Here is a 15,678-nt window from a genome sequence, read left to right on the forward strand (position 1 = left end):
CTGTCAGCCGATCATCTCACAAGGGAGACTCGTAATTGGTCGATCCATTCTGTTTTTCCCGTCCAGCAGACACTGCCGGGTCGGCAGGGCGAAAGAGCGTTCCGGAACACCATCGACCTCTTGGGACGACGCGACGGCACAATCCTTTTGCCTGCCGGTGGTGTCCCTTGACGCATGCAGTCGGCGGGCTCCAGACCGTTCTTTCTGCAAACGACGACCGAGACCGGTGTACAGGCCCGCGGGAACGAGTGGTTGCCGTTCGCCGTTCCCGACTGGGCGCTGGATCTCCTCGCCGTCGTCGTGGTTCTGCTCATCGCCTGGGCGGCGTCTAGGTTGTTGGTTCGGTTGATCGGTCGCCGGATTGCCCGCCGGTTCCGCCGACCGAGTCTGACCCGGGTGTTCATCCGCGGCGTCCGTGCCGGCGTGTTCGTCCTCGCTCTCCTCTTGATCCTCCGGATATTCGGCCTGAAACTGGGAGACATCGCACTCTCGGTCACGGTGTTTTCGGCGGTCATCGGTGTCATCCTCGCGCCGATCGTCGGAAGCGTCATCAGCGGCGTCTTCCTGTTGGCCGATCAGCCCTACGAGATCGGCGACATGGTCGAACTCGCCGACACGGACCAGCGCGGGTTCGTCGAGGACATCACGCTCCGCTATACGAAGATATTCACGCTCGACAATACGTTTCTCGTGATCCCGAACGGAACGATTCGCGAGCGCGACGTGATCAATTACTCGGCCGAGGACCCACGGACGCGCCGGTCGATCCCGGTTGTCGTGACCTACGAGAGCGACGTGGCGACGGCGCGTGACCGAATCGAACGCGCCGCTCGTGACGTCGACGGTGTCATCGAAGGGGGCCCCAACATCCGCGTCGGCGCCGCCCGGTATCCCGCCGGACCGATCTGTTATATCGACGAATTCGGCGACCACGGCGTCCATCTGACGTTGCGGTACTGGATCGAGGTGCCTTACAAACTGCTGGCGACGCGGTCGCGGGTCCAGACGGCGATCCGCGAGGTGCTCGCTGACGTCGACGTAGAGATCGCCTACCCCCACTCGCACCTGGTGTTCGACGATACGAGCGGGCAACTACAGGTTCGACGGAACGAGGACGGTTCCCTGGACGCCGATCGGTCGCCAGTGGCCGACGGAGATACGGGAACGGATTCACCGTCGCCCTAGCTCAGCGAGGCGGTCACGACCTTACAGTCGAGTTCGTCATCCAGGAAGGTGGCAATATCGGGATCGTCAACCAGCCGGCGAACCATCTCTCGCCATCGACTGACCTGTTTTTCGCCGATCACCACCACGTCGGCCCCTTCGGCCGCCACTTCTTCGAGGATCGTCTCCTCGACGAGCAGTCCTGTCCGGACCGCGTAGCGCGTCCGCGAGAGCCGGCCGAAGGACTCCTCGACGGCGGACTTGAGTTCCGAGCGCGTCACGTGACCGTTGTCGTGAAAGAGGTTGACGTGTAACACGGTTAGGTCGGCATCTTCCTCCTCGGCGACCCCGATGGCACGAGAAAGTGTCGCCCGCGAATGCTGAGAGAGCGGATATCTGACAGGCACGACGACTTTCGACATTATCGTCCGCTACTGCGTCCCCTCGCGTGAACGTTTCGCTTTAGGCCGACGTCTCGTGATGAGCAGCGATGGACGTTGCTCGCTCGCGTTCCATCGACGACTCCGGATCCGTCATCCCGCCGCTCGTGATGTTCGAACCGTTCCGTGGGGAGTCAAACGTGGCGAAATCGCGTTTTGCAGGGGCGAAGACGGGACGTGATCGGTAGCGAAAGCCATAACCCCCGACGCACGAACGGGAGAGTATGAGCGCCCCACCGGGGGAGTACTACACGGACGAACGGTGGCAGAACTGGATCGAACGGATCGACGCGGAAGACATCGATCCCGAGGACGAGGACTCGGCACGCCTGCTCCTCAACCTGCAGGACGACGCCGCGATCGCGGTCGCGAAGATCGTCACTGACTACGAGGACGGTGAACTCCAAGAGGACGAGACCCTAGAAGAACTGGCAAAGGTCCGGGAGATCGTCTTAGAGGAGGTCGAGATGGACGACGAGGAGAAGGTGATGGTCGTCGACGGCGTCCAGACGTCACTCGTCTGTGTCTTCTACGCCGCCGAGGAGTACGTCGCCGGCGAGGTCGCCGAGGCGCCGATTGCCGACCTGATCGGCGCCGCGAGCGACGCCGAGGAAAACGACGACGTCGACGCGGCGTTGGGCTACTGTGCCAAGGCCGGCACGCGCATCTTCGCCGACGAGGAGGAGCTGTCGATGGATGTCGTCGACGATCTGGAGTTCGGACTCGTCGCCGAGTGGGTCAACGGCCTCGATAGCCTCCAGACGGCGCTGAGCGACCCCGAGGTCGTCGAAGAGGACGACAACTGATCCCCCGCAAGCTTTTACCGACACCGTTGTAAGTAGGCTCAATGGGGTTCCGGGACGACGACCGCGCGCAAGCGATCCAGATCGGTGCCGTGCTGTTGTTCGCCGTCCTGGTGATCGCCTTCTCGTTGTACCAGGCGTTCGTCGTGCCCAATCAGAACGCACAGGTCGAGCGCAACCACCTCCAAACACTCGAGGGGCAGATGCAGGACCTCCGGGATGGGATCGTCAACGTTCCAAAGACCGGAACGGGCCGCTCGGTGCACCTGGCGCTGGGTACGAATTATCCGGCACGGGCGATCACGTTAAACCCGCCACCGGCGAGCGGGCAGTTGCGAACGGTCGGGACTGCCGATCCGGGTGTCAATTTCACGATCGCCAACGCGAGGGCGCTCGACGACGAGACCGCCGATTACTGGAACGGCACGAACCGTACCCGGGAGACGGGTCAAATCGTCTACGCGCCTGACTACAACGAGTTTCAGGATCCGCCGGACCTGGTTTATGACACGACGACCGTCTTCAGCCGGTTCGACGACGCGAGTCTCTGGACGACGGGCCAGACGCTCGTCGACGGCCGGCAGGTGACGCTGGTGGCGATCGACGGGTCCTACGACAGAGGGTCGAGCCGTTCGGTCTCGGTCGATCTCGACGCCGTCAGCGCCTCGACGACCGAGATCGGAGTGACGAACACGAGCGACGGGAACGTGACGATCGCATTCACGTCCCAGCGCGCTCCGGCGGAGTGGCGATCGTTGCTCGAGGACGAACAGCAGCTCGATCACCCGAACGGGTACGTCCACGACGTCTCCGGGGAGCCGCTGTCGGAAGAGTACTGGCGGATCTCGATAGCCATGGAGGCAGGCGAGACCTACCGGCTCAGGATGGCCAAAGTCGGGATCGGGACGGATGTCGAGGACACGACTGCCACGTACCTGAGGACTGTCGCGGGTAACGGAACGACCGTTCCCGAAGGGGGGAAAGCGAGCATCACCGTCGAAGCCAGAGACGCGTTCAACAATCCCGTGCCCGCCCGGATCGTGGCCGGCACCGCCCGCAACGACTCCGCAGTGTCCCCGCGAAGTCGATCCGTGGGCACCGACGGGCGAGTGACGCTGACTTACGAGGCGCTGGGAGATGTCGTGAATGAAAGTCAGGTCTCTGACCGCGTGCGAGTGAGCCTGGATCCGGCCCTGTCCGGCATGGTCAACGACAACGGATCGGACTTCGACGGGTCAACGCCCGAAAACGTCAGTCTCGTCGTTCGCGCCGACAATAGTGATCGGAGCGGACTGGCGGGAGGCAACGCGAACATGGTGACCTACGACGGGGACGGCTCAGCCGCCGGACCGGGCGGGACGGGCGTCTCGTTCAACGTGACCAACGAGGGGAGTTCGGGTGTGACCATCGCACAGATCGCGATCGAAAGTGGGAGCAGCGCCGTGAAGGTCTTCGAGGGTGACGGTGGGAGCGGCCGCTGGAACAGGGAGGTTTTCGTCGATGCGACGACTGACGGATATGTCGAAAGCGGCGAGCAAAACTACAATCAAGCGGGCTACGTCCTGGGAAGCGGGTCGACGTCGTTCGACCAGATCCCGAAGATCGCCGCGGGCGACACGGCTGGGTTCTACATCTACGAGTTCCGTAATGGAAACGGTGCCAACGCCGACGTCGACATGAACGGAGAATCGGTGACAGTCACGCTCACGTTCGGAGATGGATCGACGAAGGAGATCTCGTTCACTGGGTGAGTGCCGTTGAGCGCCACTACCGGCGGAGAGGCGGATCGTGCCCAGTCGGAAATTATCGGGATCGTCCTCCTGACTGCTGTCGTCGTGCTCCTGTCTGTCCTCGTCGGCGGAGTGATCCTCGACTCGATAGAGACGGATGAAAAGCCGGTCGCGAACCTCGACGTCTCGATCGACGGGAACGGAACGACCGTCATCGCACACGACGGCGGGGATCGCCTGCCCAAGAGCGAAGTCTCGGTCGTGTTCCGATCGGGTACCTCTGGCGGTCAACCGCTGTCAAACTACACACAGCGACGGGGGGACACCGATGTTATCTTCGAGCCGGGGGAGGTGGTCAGCGGCGGGACTCCCGACGGAGAGACGATCGGCGTCCTGATCGTCCACGATCCCTCGAACGCGGTGTTGTACGACGGACTGGTCGACGTCGCCGGGAACGCGACCGGGAACAAGGCGCCGACGGCCAGGATGACGGTCACGCCCTCGGTGGCGACCGCGGGCCAGAGGGTGACCTTCGACGCGAGCGGATCGAGCGATCCCGACGGCTCGATCACCGACTACGAGTGGGATCTCGACGGCGACGGAATTTACGAGCACCGGGGTGTCGTCGTCGATCGTGCATTCTCGCAGGCAGGTGGACGGACGGTCCGACTGCGGGTCTTCGACGAGCGGGCGGCGACGGCGACAACCACGGAATCGCTCACGGTCACGCCGGCCAGTATTTCGGTCACCTCGGCGACGCTGAGCGACGACGGCGACGGCATCGTCGTCCCGGGCGATCCTCTGACAGCCGCAGTCACGATCGAAACGACAGGGATAGTGATCGACTCCGTCACGGCCGACGGGAGCGCGTTCGGTGCCGGAACCGTCGAGTTGACCGACGGCGACGGTGACGGCACCTACGACGGATCCGTCACCGTCGGAAGCGATTCGGTCGCTGGGGATCAGGGGATGACCGTGACGATCCGATCGGTCGACGGAAACACGACGACGGTCGAGACCGACGAACTCGCGGTCGACCTTTCGCCACCGATCGTCACGGACACGTCCCTGGCGGATGGGGACAGAGACGGGTTCGTCACGACCGACGACCAGGTGACGGTCACCGCGACGGTCTCCGACGATGTCGCGGGTGTCGACACCGTGCAGGCGGACGCCGGATCGTTCGACGCGGGAACCGTCGAGTTGACCGACGGCGACGGCGACGGGACCTACGACGGGACGTTCTCGGTCGGGGGGACACCCGAAGAAGGAGCACAGGCGGTTTCGATCACGGCGACCGATCGCGTCGGGCGGGGGGCCACCGAATCGACCGAATCACTGATCGTCGACACGACGGCACCCGAGATTACGACGTTCTCGGTCGAAGACGAGAGCGAATTCTGGCTGTTCGGCTTTACGGAGCAATACCAAATCCAGTGGGAAACAACCGACGACAATCTCGGCGCGACGACGGTCTACGTTAACCGATCCGAGGAGGTACAGGAAAGTTACACTGGATCTGAGGGGGATGAAACGTACGAAAATGCTCGGCTGTTCGAAGTGTCCGGGCGTGAGCATACGATCACGATCGTCGCCGTCGACGAGGCCGGCAACCGGGCCTGTCGGTCCGTGACGGACACCGCCGACGGGAGCGATCCTCCCTCGTCGGCGTACGCATCCTGTTAAATCCGGCTGTTTCGACAGTCGACGAAATTTTGATCGACAAAAACATAAGTCACTTCGCCGTCCTCCCGTACGTATCATGACTACAGCCGGCATCGACGCCGTCGAGATCCGCACTGGCAACCTCAAACTCGACCTCGCCGAGACCTTCGCACCCGAGAAGGACGAAGATCCCGCGAAGTATACCAAGGGCCTGGGACTGCACGCCAGTTCGTTTCCCGACGCTTACGAGGACATCGTCACGATGGGGGCGAACGCGGCCAAGCGCCTGATGGACCGCAAGGGCCTCGAACCCGAGGACATCGGTCGGATCGACGTGGCCACCGAGAGCGCGTTCGACCACTCCAAGCCGGTCTCGACGTACATCGCCGGCTGTCTGGAGGACGTCTACGACGATGACTTCCATCACGCAAACAAGGGCGAGCGGAAGTTCGCCTGTGTCGCGGGTACACAGGCGATCGACGACGCGGTCAACTGGATCCAGGCCGGGAAAAACCGCGGGCGGGCAGCACTAGTAATCGCTACCGACACCGCGCTGTATGCTCGCGGTGACTCCGGAGAAGCGACCCAGGGCGCTGGCGCAGTCGCCATGCTGATCGACGAGGATCCCGATCTAGTCTCGGTCGATCCCGTTCAGGGGTTCGGAAGCGCCGACGAGACGGACTTCTTGAAACCCAACCAGCAGTTCCCCAGCGTTGACGGCAAGCGCTCGATGCAGGTCTATCTGGCACGGATGCGCGAGGCGATGATGGACGTCGAATCCCAGCGTGACCTCCATCCTGACGACTTCGCAGTCGTGCCCTTCCACATTCCGTTCCCCGGAATGGTCCGGAAAGGAGCGGCACTGGGCTTTCGGCACATCTCGCGAGGCACGGATGTCGAAGAGGAACTGGCCGAGGAGATCGGGATGCAGCCGCGTCTCGAGGACTTCGAGGACGAGGAGGCATATCGGGACGCTCTCTCGGCGTACACTGACGACTTGACCGAGACCGACCGCTATCGGGAGTGGTACGACAAAACCGTCGAGCCCACGCTGGGTATCTCCCGGTACGTCGGTAACTGGTATACGGGATCGGTCCACCTCGCGCGGGCGTCGGCGCTCCGGGAGGCCCGTAGCAACGGTCGTAATCTCGACGAGCAAAAGCTGCTGGTCTGTTCGTACGGCAGCGGCGCACAGGCCGAGATCCACGTCGAAACCGTCCAGCCGGGCTGGGAGGAGGAGATCGCGGCACTCAACGTCGAGGAGCAACTCCGCGACCGCTACGATCTGACCTTCGAGGAGTACGAGCAGATCCACGACGTCCACAACTACGACGAGAGTACCGACATCGACGCCTTCACCACGCCGGAGGAAGAGTTCGTCTTCGACGGCTGGGGGCGGATGGGCGAACGTAAGTACACCTACGTCGAATAACGACGCCGAGCGTTGGGGCGACCACGGACAGACCTGTGGCTGGCTCGGGTCCCTGTGGCCCGACGGCGGGATCGGGATGTGGTCGCCCTGGCCCATCGTGAGCGCGGCCACATCCCCTCGCCGTTCCTCTCAGAACTGCTCGCCGACAGTGCCCAGTAGTTCCTCGAGATCGACGGTCGTCGTTGCCAATGCGAAGCCATCGACCCGTGCCAGATCAGCTGCGTGCTCCCAGACCTCATCGGTGTCGATCCCGTGGAGCACGACGGCGTTCGGCGTCGGGTTGACCACGCGCATCGCGACCAGCGGCGACTCCCCGCGGGTCACGTTCGTGAACACCAGCACCCGGTTGGAACTCTGGCCGTACAGCCGGTAGAACTCCTCGCTGGAGAGTCGTCTGATCGCAGCGATACTGTCGATCACCGTATGTCCAACGACAGTCGCCCGATCTCCCGCTGTGAGTTCCGTCGCATCGATCGCCTCGAAGTACCGATCGATCGGCACGGCCGCGGCGAACTCCTTGAGATCCAGCACGCTGTCGCTGTCGTAGCCCGCCGAGAGGACGCGTGCGTGCTGGCGGATGTGTCGACCGCCGCGTTCCTGATCGATGGAAAGCAGCCCCCCGACCGTCCGGCGAACGACACCGATCCCCGGATTGTCACGCCGCCCGCTCTCGTAGTCGGAGACGACTGACGGCGAGACGTCCAGTTCGTCGGCCAACTCCGTCTGTGTGATCTCGAAGTCCGTCCGCCACTTCCGGAGCGTCTCGCCGGGCTCGTCACTACAGGCGATCTCGCCGGCGATCCGCTCGGCCAACTGCTCGCGCTCCGTCTGACTCATGCCCGGGTGTCGGGTGGCGGTCGCATAAATACTGTCGAATGTCGATTCGACGAACGACGAATTCCGGACGGAACGGATATACCCCTCGGCGACGCACAACCGGCCATGCCCTCGACCGTCGTTCACCTCGCGCTCGCGGGGTTGATCGCCGCAGCGTTGCTTCGGGACTCGTTCGGTCTCCGCGCGCTGGCTGTCGTCGCAACGCTGGTCATCGTTCCCGATCTGGATGCCTTCGCCGGGTGGGTGATCGAGGGGGGCCATCGGTCGCTGTTACACACACTGTTGTTCCCGCTCGCGCTCGCCGGGGTGATCGCCTACGATACGCGCGTCCGTGATACGTCCTGGCTCCGGCGCCGTTTCGACGGGCATGGACCACGTGTGGCCTGGGTAGGCGTCCTGTCGATCGCGTTCGCGGCCATCGGGCCGGATCTCTTCGGCGTGGGCGCGAACCTCCTCTACCCGGTCCACGACCAGTTCTACGCGTTCGACGGCCGGATCGAACTCTCGAATCAGCGTGGATTCGTCCAGACGTTCGTCGATCTCGCGCCGGAGCCGGTCGAAAGTGGTGGGAACGGAGGCACTGGAAGTGGCGATATCGCCGTCGGTTCGACGGAGGAGGTCCACATCAGTTCGGGCATCGATCCACAGGCCGGCGACGAGCCGGAGAACGTCGAACGACTCTTCCCGATCGTGCGCTCGGGCCAGCAACTCCTGGTTGTGCTCACGAGCGTCGTCGTGGTCGGCACGCGGCTGGCCGAATCCCGGCTGTCGGACTGATCACTCCTCGAAGTCACGCCAGCGCGTCAGCCTGATAGCGAGCCCGACGAACACGAGCGCCATCCCGCCCAGCGTCGCAAACGCCGGCCAGACGCCGTCGGTCGTCCCGACGATCAGCAGTCGGCGCAGCCCGCGGTGGAACTGATAGAGCGGCATGAGTCTCCCGATCGTCTGCAGCGTCTCGGGCATGATATCGATCTCCCAGAAGACGCCCGAGAGAAACATCATCGGGAACGCAACGATCCCACCTAGGCTGGTCGCAGCATCCGGGTTGGGCAGGAGACACCCGAGAGTCATCCCGAGCGCCGAGAACGCGATAGCTCCGAGCAGGACGAGCGCGATCGAAAGCGGGCTGGGAATCGCGCTGACGCCGAACAGGACCGCCGCGACGAGAAGCATCACGCCCGTCAGAACGAGAGCGAGCAGCGACTGCTGGAGGACGTTCGCGAGGATCCAGTCCCGCTTGCGCAGGGGCGTCGCTACGAGGCGTTTGAGCGTGCCGTCCTGGTGGAAGCCAGCGATCACGCCGGGGACCGTCATCACCCCGTTGATCAACACGAGCGTGGCGATGAACGCCGGCAGGTAATAGTCGGTCGCCGTGAGACCGGCCGACCCGATCGTCCCCGATTCCAGACTGACGGGTGGCTCCTCGACGCCGATCGACCGTTGGTTGAACTCGGCGAGGACAGTCGAGAGGATGCCGCGGACGACGGCCGCCGACTGATCGTCCGGCGGCGCGTAGAACTGGAGTGTCGCTCCCGTCGCGTTTCTGGCTATTTCCCGCTCGGCCTGTTCGAGGCCTCGCTGGACGTTGGCCCGTTCGCTATCGTTCATATCGTCCTGAAAACGAGCGACGGTATCCCGGATGATCCCGATACGGACCCGAGCGCTCTGGGCCCGGACGTCCTCGGCGAAGCCGTCGGGCAGGACGAGGACGCGACGGCTGTCCCCGTCACTTCCCCGGCTCCACTCAGTCAGATTTCGATCGGCGTCGATGTGCTTGATTTCCAGCGGATCTATACTCTCTAGACGATCGACGAACGTCGCCGAGAGGTTCGTCGGTTCGCCGCCCGGTCCGATATCCCCGTTCTGGACGACGAGGCCGAACGACGGCGCACTACTTGCGAAGACGGTACTGAAAATCACTAGCAGGATGATCGGGAACAGGACGACGAAAAAGACCGTTTCCCGGGAGCGTGACCAGTCGCGCAACAGCGCCATCAGGAGCGCGGCGATGCGTTTCATTCCAGTTCACCCCGCGCATCGGGCGTGCCACCGGCCAGCCGCAGGAACACGTCCTCCATGCCTGCGCTAACGAGGTCGATCGCCCGCCCGTCGCTGTGCTCGTGGAGTTGGCTGTAGGACTCCTGGGCTCGTTCGCGCTCTTCGAAGAGGCCGACGAGGTCACCGGTCTTGGTCCGGTAGACTTCTGTCGCGGCGTCGTCGAGGATCGCTCGGAGCGCACCCTCGGATGGCGACCCCTCCCCCACAACTTCCCCGCTGCTCCTGACGACCACTTTGATCGAGCCGCCGTAGCGGTCGATCAGGTTCGGGACGGTGTCAATCGCCTCGATCGAGCCATCCAACAGGAGTGCGGCTCGGTGGGCGAGGCGTTCGACCTCCTCCATGTAATGGGTCGTCAGCACGACGCTGGTCCCGCGCTCGGCGAGACGGTCGATCTGCTCCCAGGTCGTTCGCCGGGCGTCGGGATCGAGTCCGGTGGTCGGCTCGTCCAGGAAGAGGACGGCAGGATCGCCCACGAGCGCCATCGCCATCCCCGTCCGCCGCTGGAGACCGCCCGAAAGCGATCGGAACGGCGTCCCGGCCCACTCGGCGAGGTCGAGTTCGTCGAGGACGGCATCGACTTCTAGCCCTTCCTCGTACAGCCGCCGGATCAGCGCGACGTTCTCCCGGACGGTCAGGCGATCGAACGTGTGAAAGGACTGCGGGACGACGCCGATCTCGGCCTTGATCGCCCGCGATTCCCTAGTCACGTCCCGCCCGAGGACGGCCGCGGATCCCCCGCTCGGAGTCCGCAGACACTCGAGTATCTCGACGGTTGTGGTCTTGCCGGCGCCGTTGGGCCCCACCAGCGCGAAGACTTCTTCGTCCCGGATGTCGAAACTCACCTCGTCGACGGCGACAGTTTCGCCGTAGGTCTTTCGGAGGTCCGAGACCTCGATCACCGATTCACCTTCCGCGGTCGTCATGCGCGTGCCCGCCCCCGTACCATCATCGATCGCGTTGCGGTTCCGTCGGTCAACACTTAAAAGATGACCCGTCGCCGACTTTCGATAGGGTGTCTTTGTCGCCTTCTCTGACAGCCGACGCTGAGCCCGGACGGAGATAGAACGGCTATCTTGCTACAGCGACCAGGTCATCAGTAGACGTTCACTGTCTCGGACGTAGTGACAGCCGTCAGAAGTTCATCAGTTCGTGTCACCCATTCCCGAACTCGACAAACAGTGAGTGACAGACACTCAGGCGTCGAGTGTCCGTACCGCGAACAGCGAATCGTCGGCGAGAACGCGCTGAACGCGGCTGTTCCAGGCACCCTCGAACGCCTCGCGTTGCTCGTCGGTCACCATCCCATCGAGGATCCGTCGGAGGTTGCCCGTCGCCGGATCGCCGTCGGGAACGGCCCCGACGTGATAGGTCACTTCGACTGTCTCACCGGTGTCCGTCCGGCGGAATCGGAACGTCGGTTCGGTACCCCCGGGATCGAACGCATCGAACGCAAGCAGCTCACGCCGGTTGCCGACGCCATCGCCGAGTCCACCGAATCCGTCCTCCTGGGTTGCACCCGTGATATACGAGATGATCCGGCTCATCACGCCATACGTGGCGTCGTCACGTGGTCCGGGGACACGCACTTCGACGTCGCTCCGGAGGGGGAGGTCCCCGGGATAGAGCGCGTCGAGACCGAGTTGCGTGATCCGGTAGGCTCCTGATGCGGTCGGACAGGAGTGACCGGCTTCTTTCACGACGTCGCGATAGGTAATCACGAACGGCTCGCCCGGTTTGAGGACGCCGAGCGTTTCGGCGACGGGATCGCGGATCTCGATCGGTTCGACGTCGTAGTCGACGGCCCAGTTCGTCTCGGCGGTCGTGGTCGTGTTGGGAGTCATTGGTGAGAGTGTGGAGTCGCACGTGGTGATTTGGCTGTTCGTCAGTGCCGAAGGAGTCGCATGCCGTTGGCGATCACGGCGAGGACGCTGGCCTCGTGGACGAGCATGCCCAGCGCGAGCGTGACGTAACTCGTCAGCACGCCGGCCAGCAGGACCGTCACGGTCAACACTGCGAGGCCGACGTTCTCGTAGATGTTCCAGCGCGTCGCCTTGCTCAGTTTCACTGCGTAGGGGATACGCTCCAGGTCGTCGGCCATCAGCGCCATGTCGGCGGTCTCGATGGCGGTGTCCGTGCCAGCCGCGCCCATCGCAATGCCGACGTCAGCAGTCGCCAGGGAGGGGGCGTCGTTGATGCCGTCGCCGACCATCGCCGCCGTGTGATCCTCGCGGAGGCCCTCGACGACGTCCTGTTTGTCCTCGGGCAGCAGTTCCGCACGGTAGTCGTCGATGCCGACTTCTTGCGTGGCGGCTTCGCCGCCACGTTCTTGGAGGCCGGTGAAACCGGCCTCCCTGGCCACCGCGGCCGCGACGCGCTCGTTGTCACCGGTCAACATCACCGTCTCGATGCCGGCGTCCTGCAACTGGTCGATAACGCCGGGCGCCGCCTCGCGGAGTTCGTCGCGCATGGCGATGGTACCGATGACGGCTTCGTCACGGACGATATGAACGACAGTCTCGCCCCGGTCTTCGCGTTCACGGACGTATTCGGCGACCTCGTCGGGAATATCGATGCCGCGTTCATCGAGCAGTTTTCGGTTGCCGACGACGATTTCCCAGCCACCGTCGGACCCGTCTGACGAGCCTCCGGCTTCGCCGGAGACCTCGTAGTGGGCGATGACACCCTTGCCGGCCACCACGTCGAAGTCGTCCGGATCGGGGATTGAGTGTGCGTCCGTGGATGCTGGTTCGGTGTCTGCCCGGACAGCCGCCGTTCCGCCATCCGCTGCCGCGGTCGGACGGTCCTGTGCGGCCGCGACGATCGCGTCGGCGAGGTGATGTTCACTTTTCTTCTCGGCGATCGCCGCGAGTTCTAAGACCTCGTCGTCGGCGACGCCGAACCCTTCGACGTCGGCGACGGTCGTCTCACCCTTCGTCAGCGTGCCGGTCTTGTCAAAGGCGACGAGGTCGATCTTGCCGGCCTGTTCGAGATGCTCGCCACCTTTCATCAGCACGCCGTTGCGCGCGGCGTTGCCGATCGCCGAGACGATGCTTACCGGCGGGCCGATCACCAGCGCACCGGGACAACCGATCACCAGCAGCGTCAGCGACAGGATCGCGTTCTGCGTGACGGCGTAGGCACCGATCGACAGCGCGATCACGCCCGGCGTGTAGTATTTGGCGAAGCGATCGATGATGCTCTCGGTCTTCGATTGGGCCTCCTGGGCCGCCTCGACGCGCTGGATGATCCGCTGGAGCGTGGTGTCTGTCCCCGACCCAGTTGTCCGTACTTCCAGCGAACCTTCTTGATTGATCGTCCCGGCGTAGACTTCGTCGCCGTCGGCCTTGTGGACGGGCGCGCTCTCGCCGGTGACCGGGGCCTGGTTGACGGCGCTCTCCCCCTCGACGACGTCGCCGTCCACGGGGATCTTTTCGCCGGGTTTGACGATGACAATTTCGCCCGCTTCGACTTCGCGGGCGGGCACTTCTTTTTGCTCGCCGTCGCGGCGCACGGTGGCCGTGTCGGGCGTCATCTCCAGCAACTCTTCGAGGGCATTGCGCGTCTTGCGCATCGTCCGCCCTTCGAGATAGCTTCCCAGGGCGAACAGGAAGACCACCGCAGCGGCCTCCCAGTACGATCCGATGGCGATCGCACCGACCGCCGCCAGCGTTACTAGTGTCTTGATGCCGAGCGTCCGGCTTGTGACCTCGTGGTAGGCGGTCTTAGCGATGTCGTAGCCGCCGACGATAGCTGCGAGGATCAAGATCGCAGCGCTCGCCGTGTCGAAGGCCGAAACGTAGCCGAGCGTCCAGCCGCTGGCGTACAGCAGGCCGCTCACCGCGACGATGATGGCCTTCCGGTGTTTGCGGTAGTATTGTTTGACCGATTGGGTATCCATGATTGGTCTCCTCAGGCGGGCTGGGGCGTGTAGCCTTGGTTCTCGATGGTCTGTTCGAACGTGGCGAGGTCAGCGACCGAATCGTCGTATTCGATCTCGACCCGGCCGGTCGAGTAGTGCACTTCGACCTCATCGACGCCCTCCCGCTTCGAGAGGGCACGTTCGACGGTACTCGCACAGCTCGGGCAGTCGAAGTCCATTACGCGGAATTGCGTTGTCTCGCTCATTGCATTTCTACGTAGTGCCCACAATGCCATAAGTATTTTTTAGATGATATGTTTGAATGTTGGTATGGGAGGTGCAGACGGTCAAACGGGTCGTCTAGGGCTTCCCGGCCCGGTCGCGGTTCGCTGGGGCCACGCCCACGAGAGACGCGCTCGCCGGACTTTTCACGACACCGCGTGTCTCTTCAGTCATGAGCAGCACAGGCGATCACCGACTCGAGGACATCGCCGTTCGGGACACCCGCGTCTCGGACGCTATCGACGAACCGATGCGAGCGATGATCCTCGACATTCTCGCTGAGGAAGCGCTGACCGCGGGCGACGTGCACGAGCGCCTCGAAGAACGCGGGATCGACCGGACCGAGAACACCGTTCGCCACCACATCAACGAGTTGCGCGACGCCGGCCTCGTGGATGTGGTTCGCTTCGAGGAGGGCCGTGGCGGCACGACGAAGTACTACGAGGCGAATACGATCGTCCTCTCGTACTCCCTGCCGGAGTCAACCGATCCAGCCGTCGAAGAGATGATCGACGCGATCGAACCGAAGATGAGCGAGGCGCTCGCGACACTCACCGAGGAGTTCGACGCCGAGATCGACGAGATCGTCGCGGACATGCAACCGTGTGAGCACTGTCGCGATCAAAAATACGAGACGTACGTCCTCCTGACCGTGCTTCGCCGTGCCTTCGTCCGTGTACGCCGCGAACCGTGACGAAAACTACCGGAACCGGCCGAGGATACGGTAGTCCCGATCGGGCGTGTACCGCCTGAACAGCAGACTGTTGGTCAGCACGGAGACGCTGGAAAAGGCCATCGCCGCCGCGGCCAGCACGGGCTGGAGGAGTCCGAGCGAGGCCAGCGGGATCATTGCAGTGTTGTACCCCAGCGCCCACACGAGGTTTTGCTTGATCTTCTGCAGTGTCGCATCCGAGATCCGAATCGCCTTTAGGACGTCCCGGGGGTCCGAACGCATCAGCGTCACGTCAGCCGCTTCGATCGCGACGTCGGTCCCCGAGCCGATGGCCGTCCCGACGTGGGCCACAGCGAGTGCCGGTGCGTCGTTGACGCCATCACCGACCATCATCGCCTTGCGACCACCGTGGGACCGTCGGTCCCACGAGGATCGCGATCCGTCGGATCGCTCACCCTCGCTCTGGATCGCTTCGACGGCGTCGGACTTGTCCTCCGGGAGTACCTCCGCGCGGACGTTGTCGGGGTCGATCCCGACTTCCTCGGCGACGGCGCGGGCGGTCCGCTCGTTGTCGCCGGTGATCATCATCACGTCGACTCCCCGTTCCTGAAGTGCAGCTACGGCCTCCTTTGCGCCTTGCTTTACTGTATCGGCGTCGGCGACGACCCCCGCGAGTTCGCCGTCGGCTCGCGGCTCGTCGCCGTCTTCTCGCGGGCCTTGCCCGCTCGA

15 protein-coding genes are annotated in these 15,678 nt (G+C 63.8%); 7 read left to right on the forward strand and 8 right to left on the reverse strand.

What is annotated here, in order from left to right:
- Positions 1 to 174: 174 nt before the first annotated feature.
- On the forward strand, positions 175 to 1,185 hold the full coding sequence (locus E3374_RS05235) for a mechanosensitive ion channel family protein (RefSeq protein ID WP_136687976.1): 1,011 nt from the start codon (positions 175 to 177) through the stop codon (positions 1,183 to 1,185).
- On the opposite strand, the gene E3374_RS05240 is transcribed toward E3374_RS05235, so the two are convergent.
- Positions 1,182 to 1,586, reverse strand: a complete 405-nt coding sequence (locus E3374_RS05240) for a universal stress protein (RefSeq protein ID WP_136687977.1) — start codon at positions 1,584 to 1,586, stop codon at positions 1,182 to 1,184. The genes E3374_RS05235 and E3374_RS05240 overlap by 4 nt on opposite strands.
- Before the next feature lie 242 nt (positions 1,587 to 1,828).
- Between E3374_RS05240 and E3374_RS05245 the strand changes: the two genes are divergently transcribed.
- The 4 genes from E3374_RS05245 (at position 1,829) to hmgB (ending at position 7,234) form a co-directional block, all read left to right on the forward strand.
- Positions 1,829 to 2,410 carry a DUF2150 family protein gene (locus tag E3374_RS05245; protein ID WP_136687978.1) on the forward strand — a complete coding sequence of 194 codons (582 nt, stop codon included), beginning with the start codon at positions 1,829 to 1,831 and terminating at the stop codon, positions 2,408 to 2,410.
- Positions 2,411 to 2,451: 41 nt separating this feature from the next.
- Positions 2,452 to 4,158 (forward strand): hypothetical protein, encoded by a 1,707-nt coding sequence (locus tag E3374_RS05250; RefSeq protein WP_136687979.1) that lies wholly within the window; start codon positions 2,452 to 2,454, stop codon positions 4,156 to 4,158.
- Between the two features lie 6 nt (positions 4,159 to 4,164).
- Complete coding sequence (locus E3374_RS05255; protein ID WP_169051779.1) at positions 4,165 to 5,823, forward strand: PKD domain-containing protein; 1,659 nt, start codon at positions 4,165 to 4,167, stop codon at positions 5,821 to 5,823.
- A gap of 76 nt (positions 5,824 to 5,899) precedes the next feature.
- Positions 5,900 to 7,234 (forward strand): hydroxymethylglutaryl-CoA synthase, encoded by a 1,335-nt coding sequence (gene hmgB / locus E3374_RS05260; protein WP_136687981.1) that lies wholly within the window; start codon positions 5,900 to 5,902, stop codon positions 7,232 to 7,234.
- A 129-nt stretch (positions 7,235 to 7,363) separates the two neighbouring features.
- Here hmgB and E3374_RS05265 read toward each other — a convergent pair whose 3' ends face one another.
- Entirely contained in the window at positions 7,364 to 8,071 is a 708-nt protein-coding gene (locus tag E3374_RS05265; RefSeq protein ID WP_136687982.1) for a helix-turn-helix domain-containing protein, read from the reverse strand.
- 105 nt (positions 8,072 to 8,176) lie between these two features.
- On the opposite strand from E3374_RS05265, the gene E3374_RS05270 reads away from it, so the two are divergent.
- A complete protein-coding gene (locus tag E3374_RS05270) occupies positions 8,177 to 8,848 on the forward strand; it encodes a metal-dependent hydrolase (RefSeq protein ID WP_136687983.1) in 672 nt (223 codons plus the stop codon).
- Here E3374_RS05270 and E3374_RS05275 read toward each other — a convergent pair whose 3' ends face one another.
- The 5 genes from E3374_RS05275 to E3374_RS05295 all read right to left on the reverse strand — a co-directional run bounded on the left by E3374_RS05275 (position 8,849) and on the right by E3374_RS05295 (position 14,260).
- Entirely contained in the window at positions 8,849 to 10,093 is a 1,245-nt protein-coding gene (locus E3374_RS05275) for an ABC transporter permease (protein WP_136687984.1), read from the reverse strand.
- Positions 10,090 to 11,058, reverse strand: coding sequence for an ABC transporter ATP-binding protein (locus E3374_RS05280; RefSeq protein ID WP_136687985.1), 969 nt, complete (start codon positions 11,056 to 11,058; stop codon positions 10,090 to 10,092). Before E3374_RS05280 ends, E3374_RS05275 begins: the two co-directional genes overlap by 4 nt.
- 270 nt (positions 11,059 to 11,328) lie before the next feature.
- Positions 11,329 to 11,976 carry a hypothetical protein gene (locus tag E3374_RS05285; RefSeq protein WP_136687986.1) on the reverse strand — a complete coding sequence of 216 codons (648 nt, stop codon included), beginning with the start codon at positions 11,974 to 11,976 and terminating at the stop codon, positions 11,329 to 11,331.
- Between the two features lie 41 nt (positions 11,977 to 12,017).
- Positions 12,018 to 14,033 carry a heavy metal translocating P-type ATPase gene (locus E3374_RS05290; protein ID WP_136687987.1) on the reverse strand — a complete coding sequence of 672 codons (2,016 nt, stop codon included), beginning with the start codon at positions 14,031 to 14,033 and terminating at the stop codon, positions 12,018 to 12,020.
- Between the two features lie 11 nt (positions 14,034 to 14,044).
- Entirely contained in the window at positions 14,045 to 14,260 is a 216-nt protein-coding gene (locus E3374_RS05295) for a heavy-metal-associated domain-containing protein (protein ID WP_136687988.1), read from the reverse strand.
- Between the two features lie 188 nt (positions 14,261 to 14,448).
- Here E3374_RS05295 and E3374_RS05300 point away from each other — a divergent pair, with 188 nt between their 5' ends.
- Positions 14,449 to 14,970, forward strand: coding sequence for an ArsR/SmtB family transcription factor (locus E3374_RS05300; protein ID WP_136687989.1), 522 nt, complete (start codon positions 14,449 to 14,451; stop codon positions 14,968 to 14,970).
- Between the two features lie 6 nt (positions 14,971 to 14,976).
- Here the strand turns inward: E3374_RS05300 and E3374_RS05305 are convergent.
- On the reverse strand, positions 14,977 to 15,678 hold a 702-nt coding region (locus E3374_RS05305), incomplete at its 5' end, for an HAD-IC family P-type ATPase (RefSeq protein WP_136688302.1).

The organism is Halorhabdus amylolytica (assembly GCF_004944975.1).
GTDB lineage: Archaea > Halobacteriota > Halobacteria > Halobacteriales > Haloarculaceae > Halorhabdus > Halorhabdus amylolytica.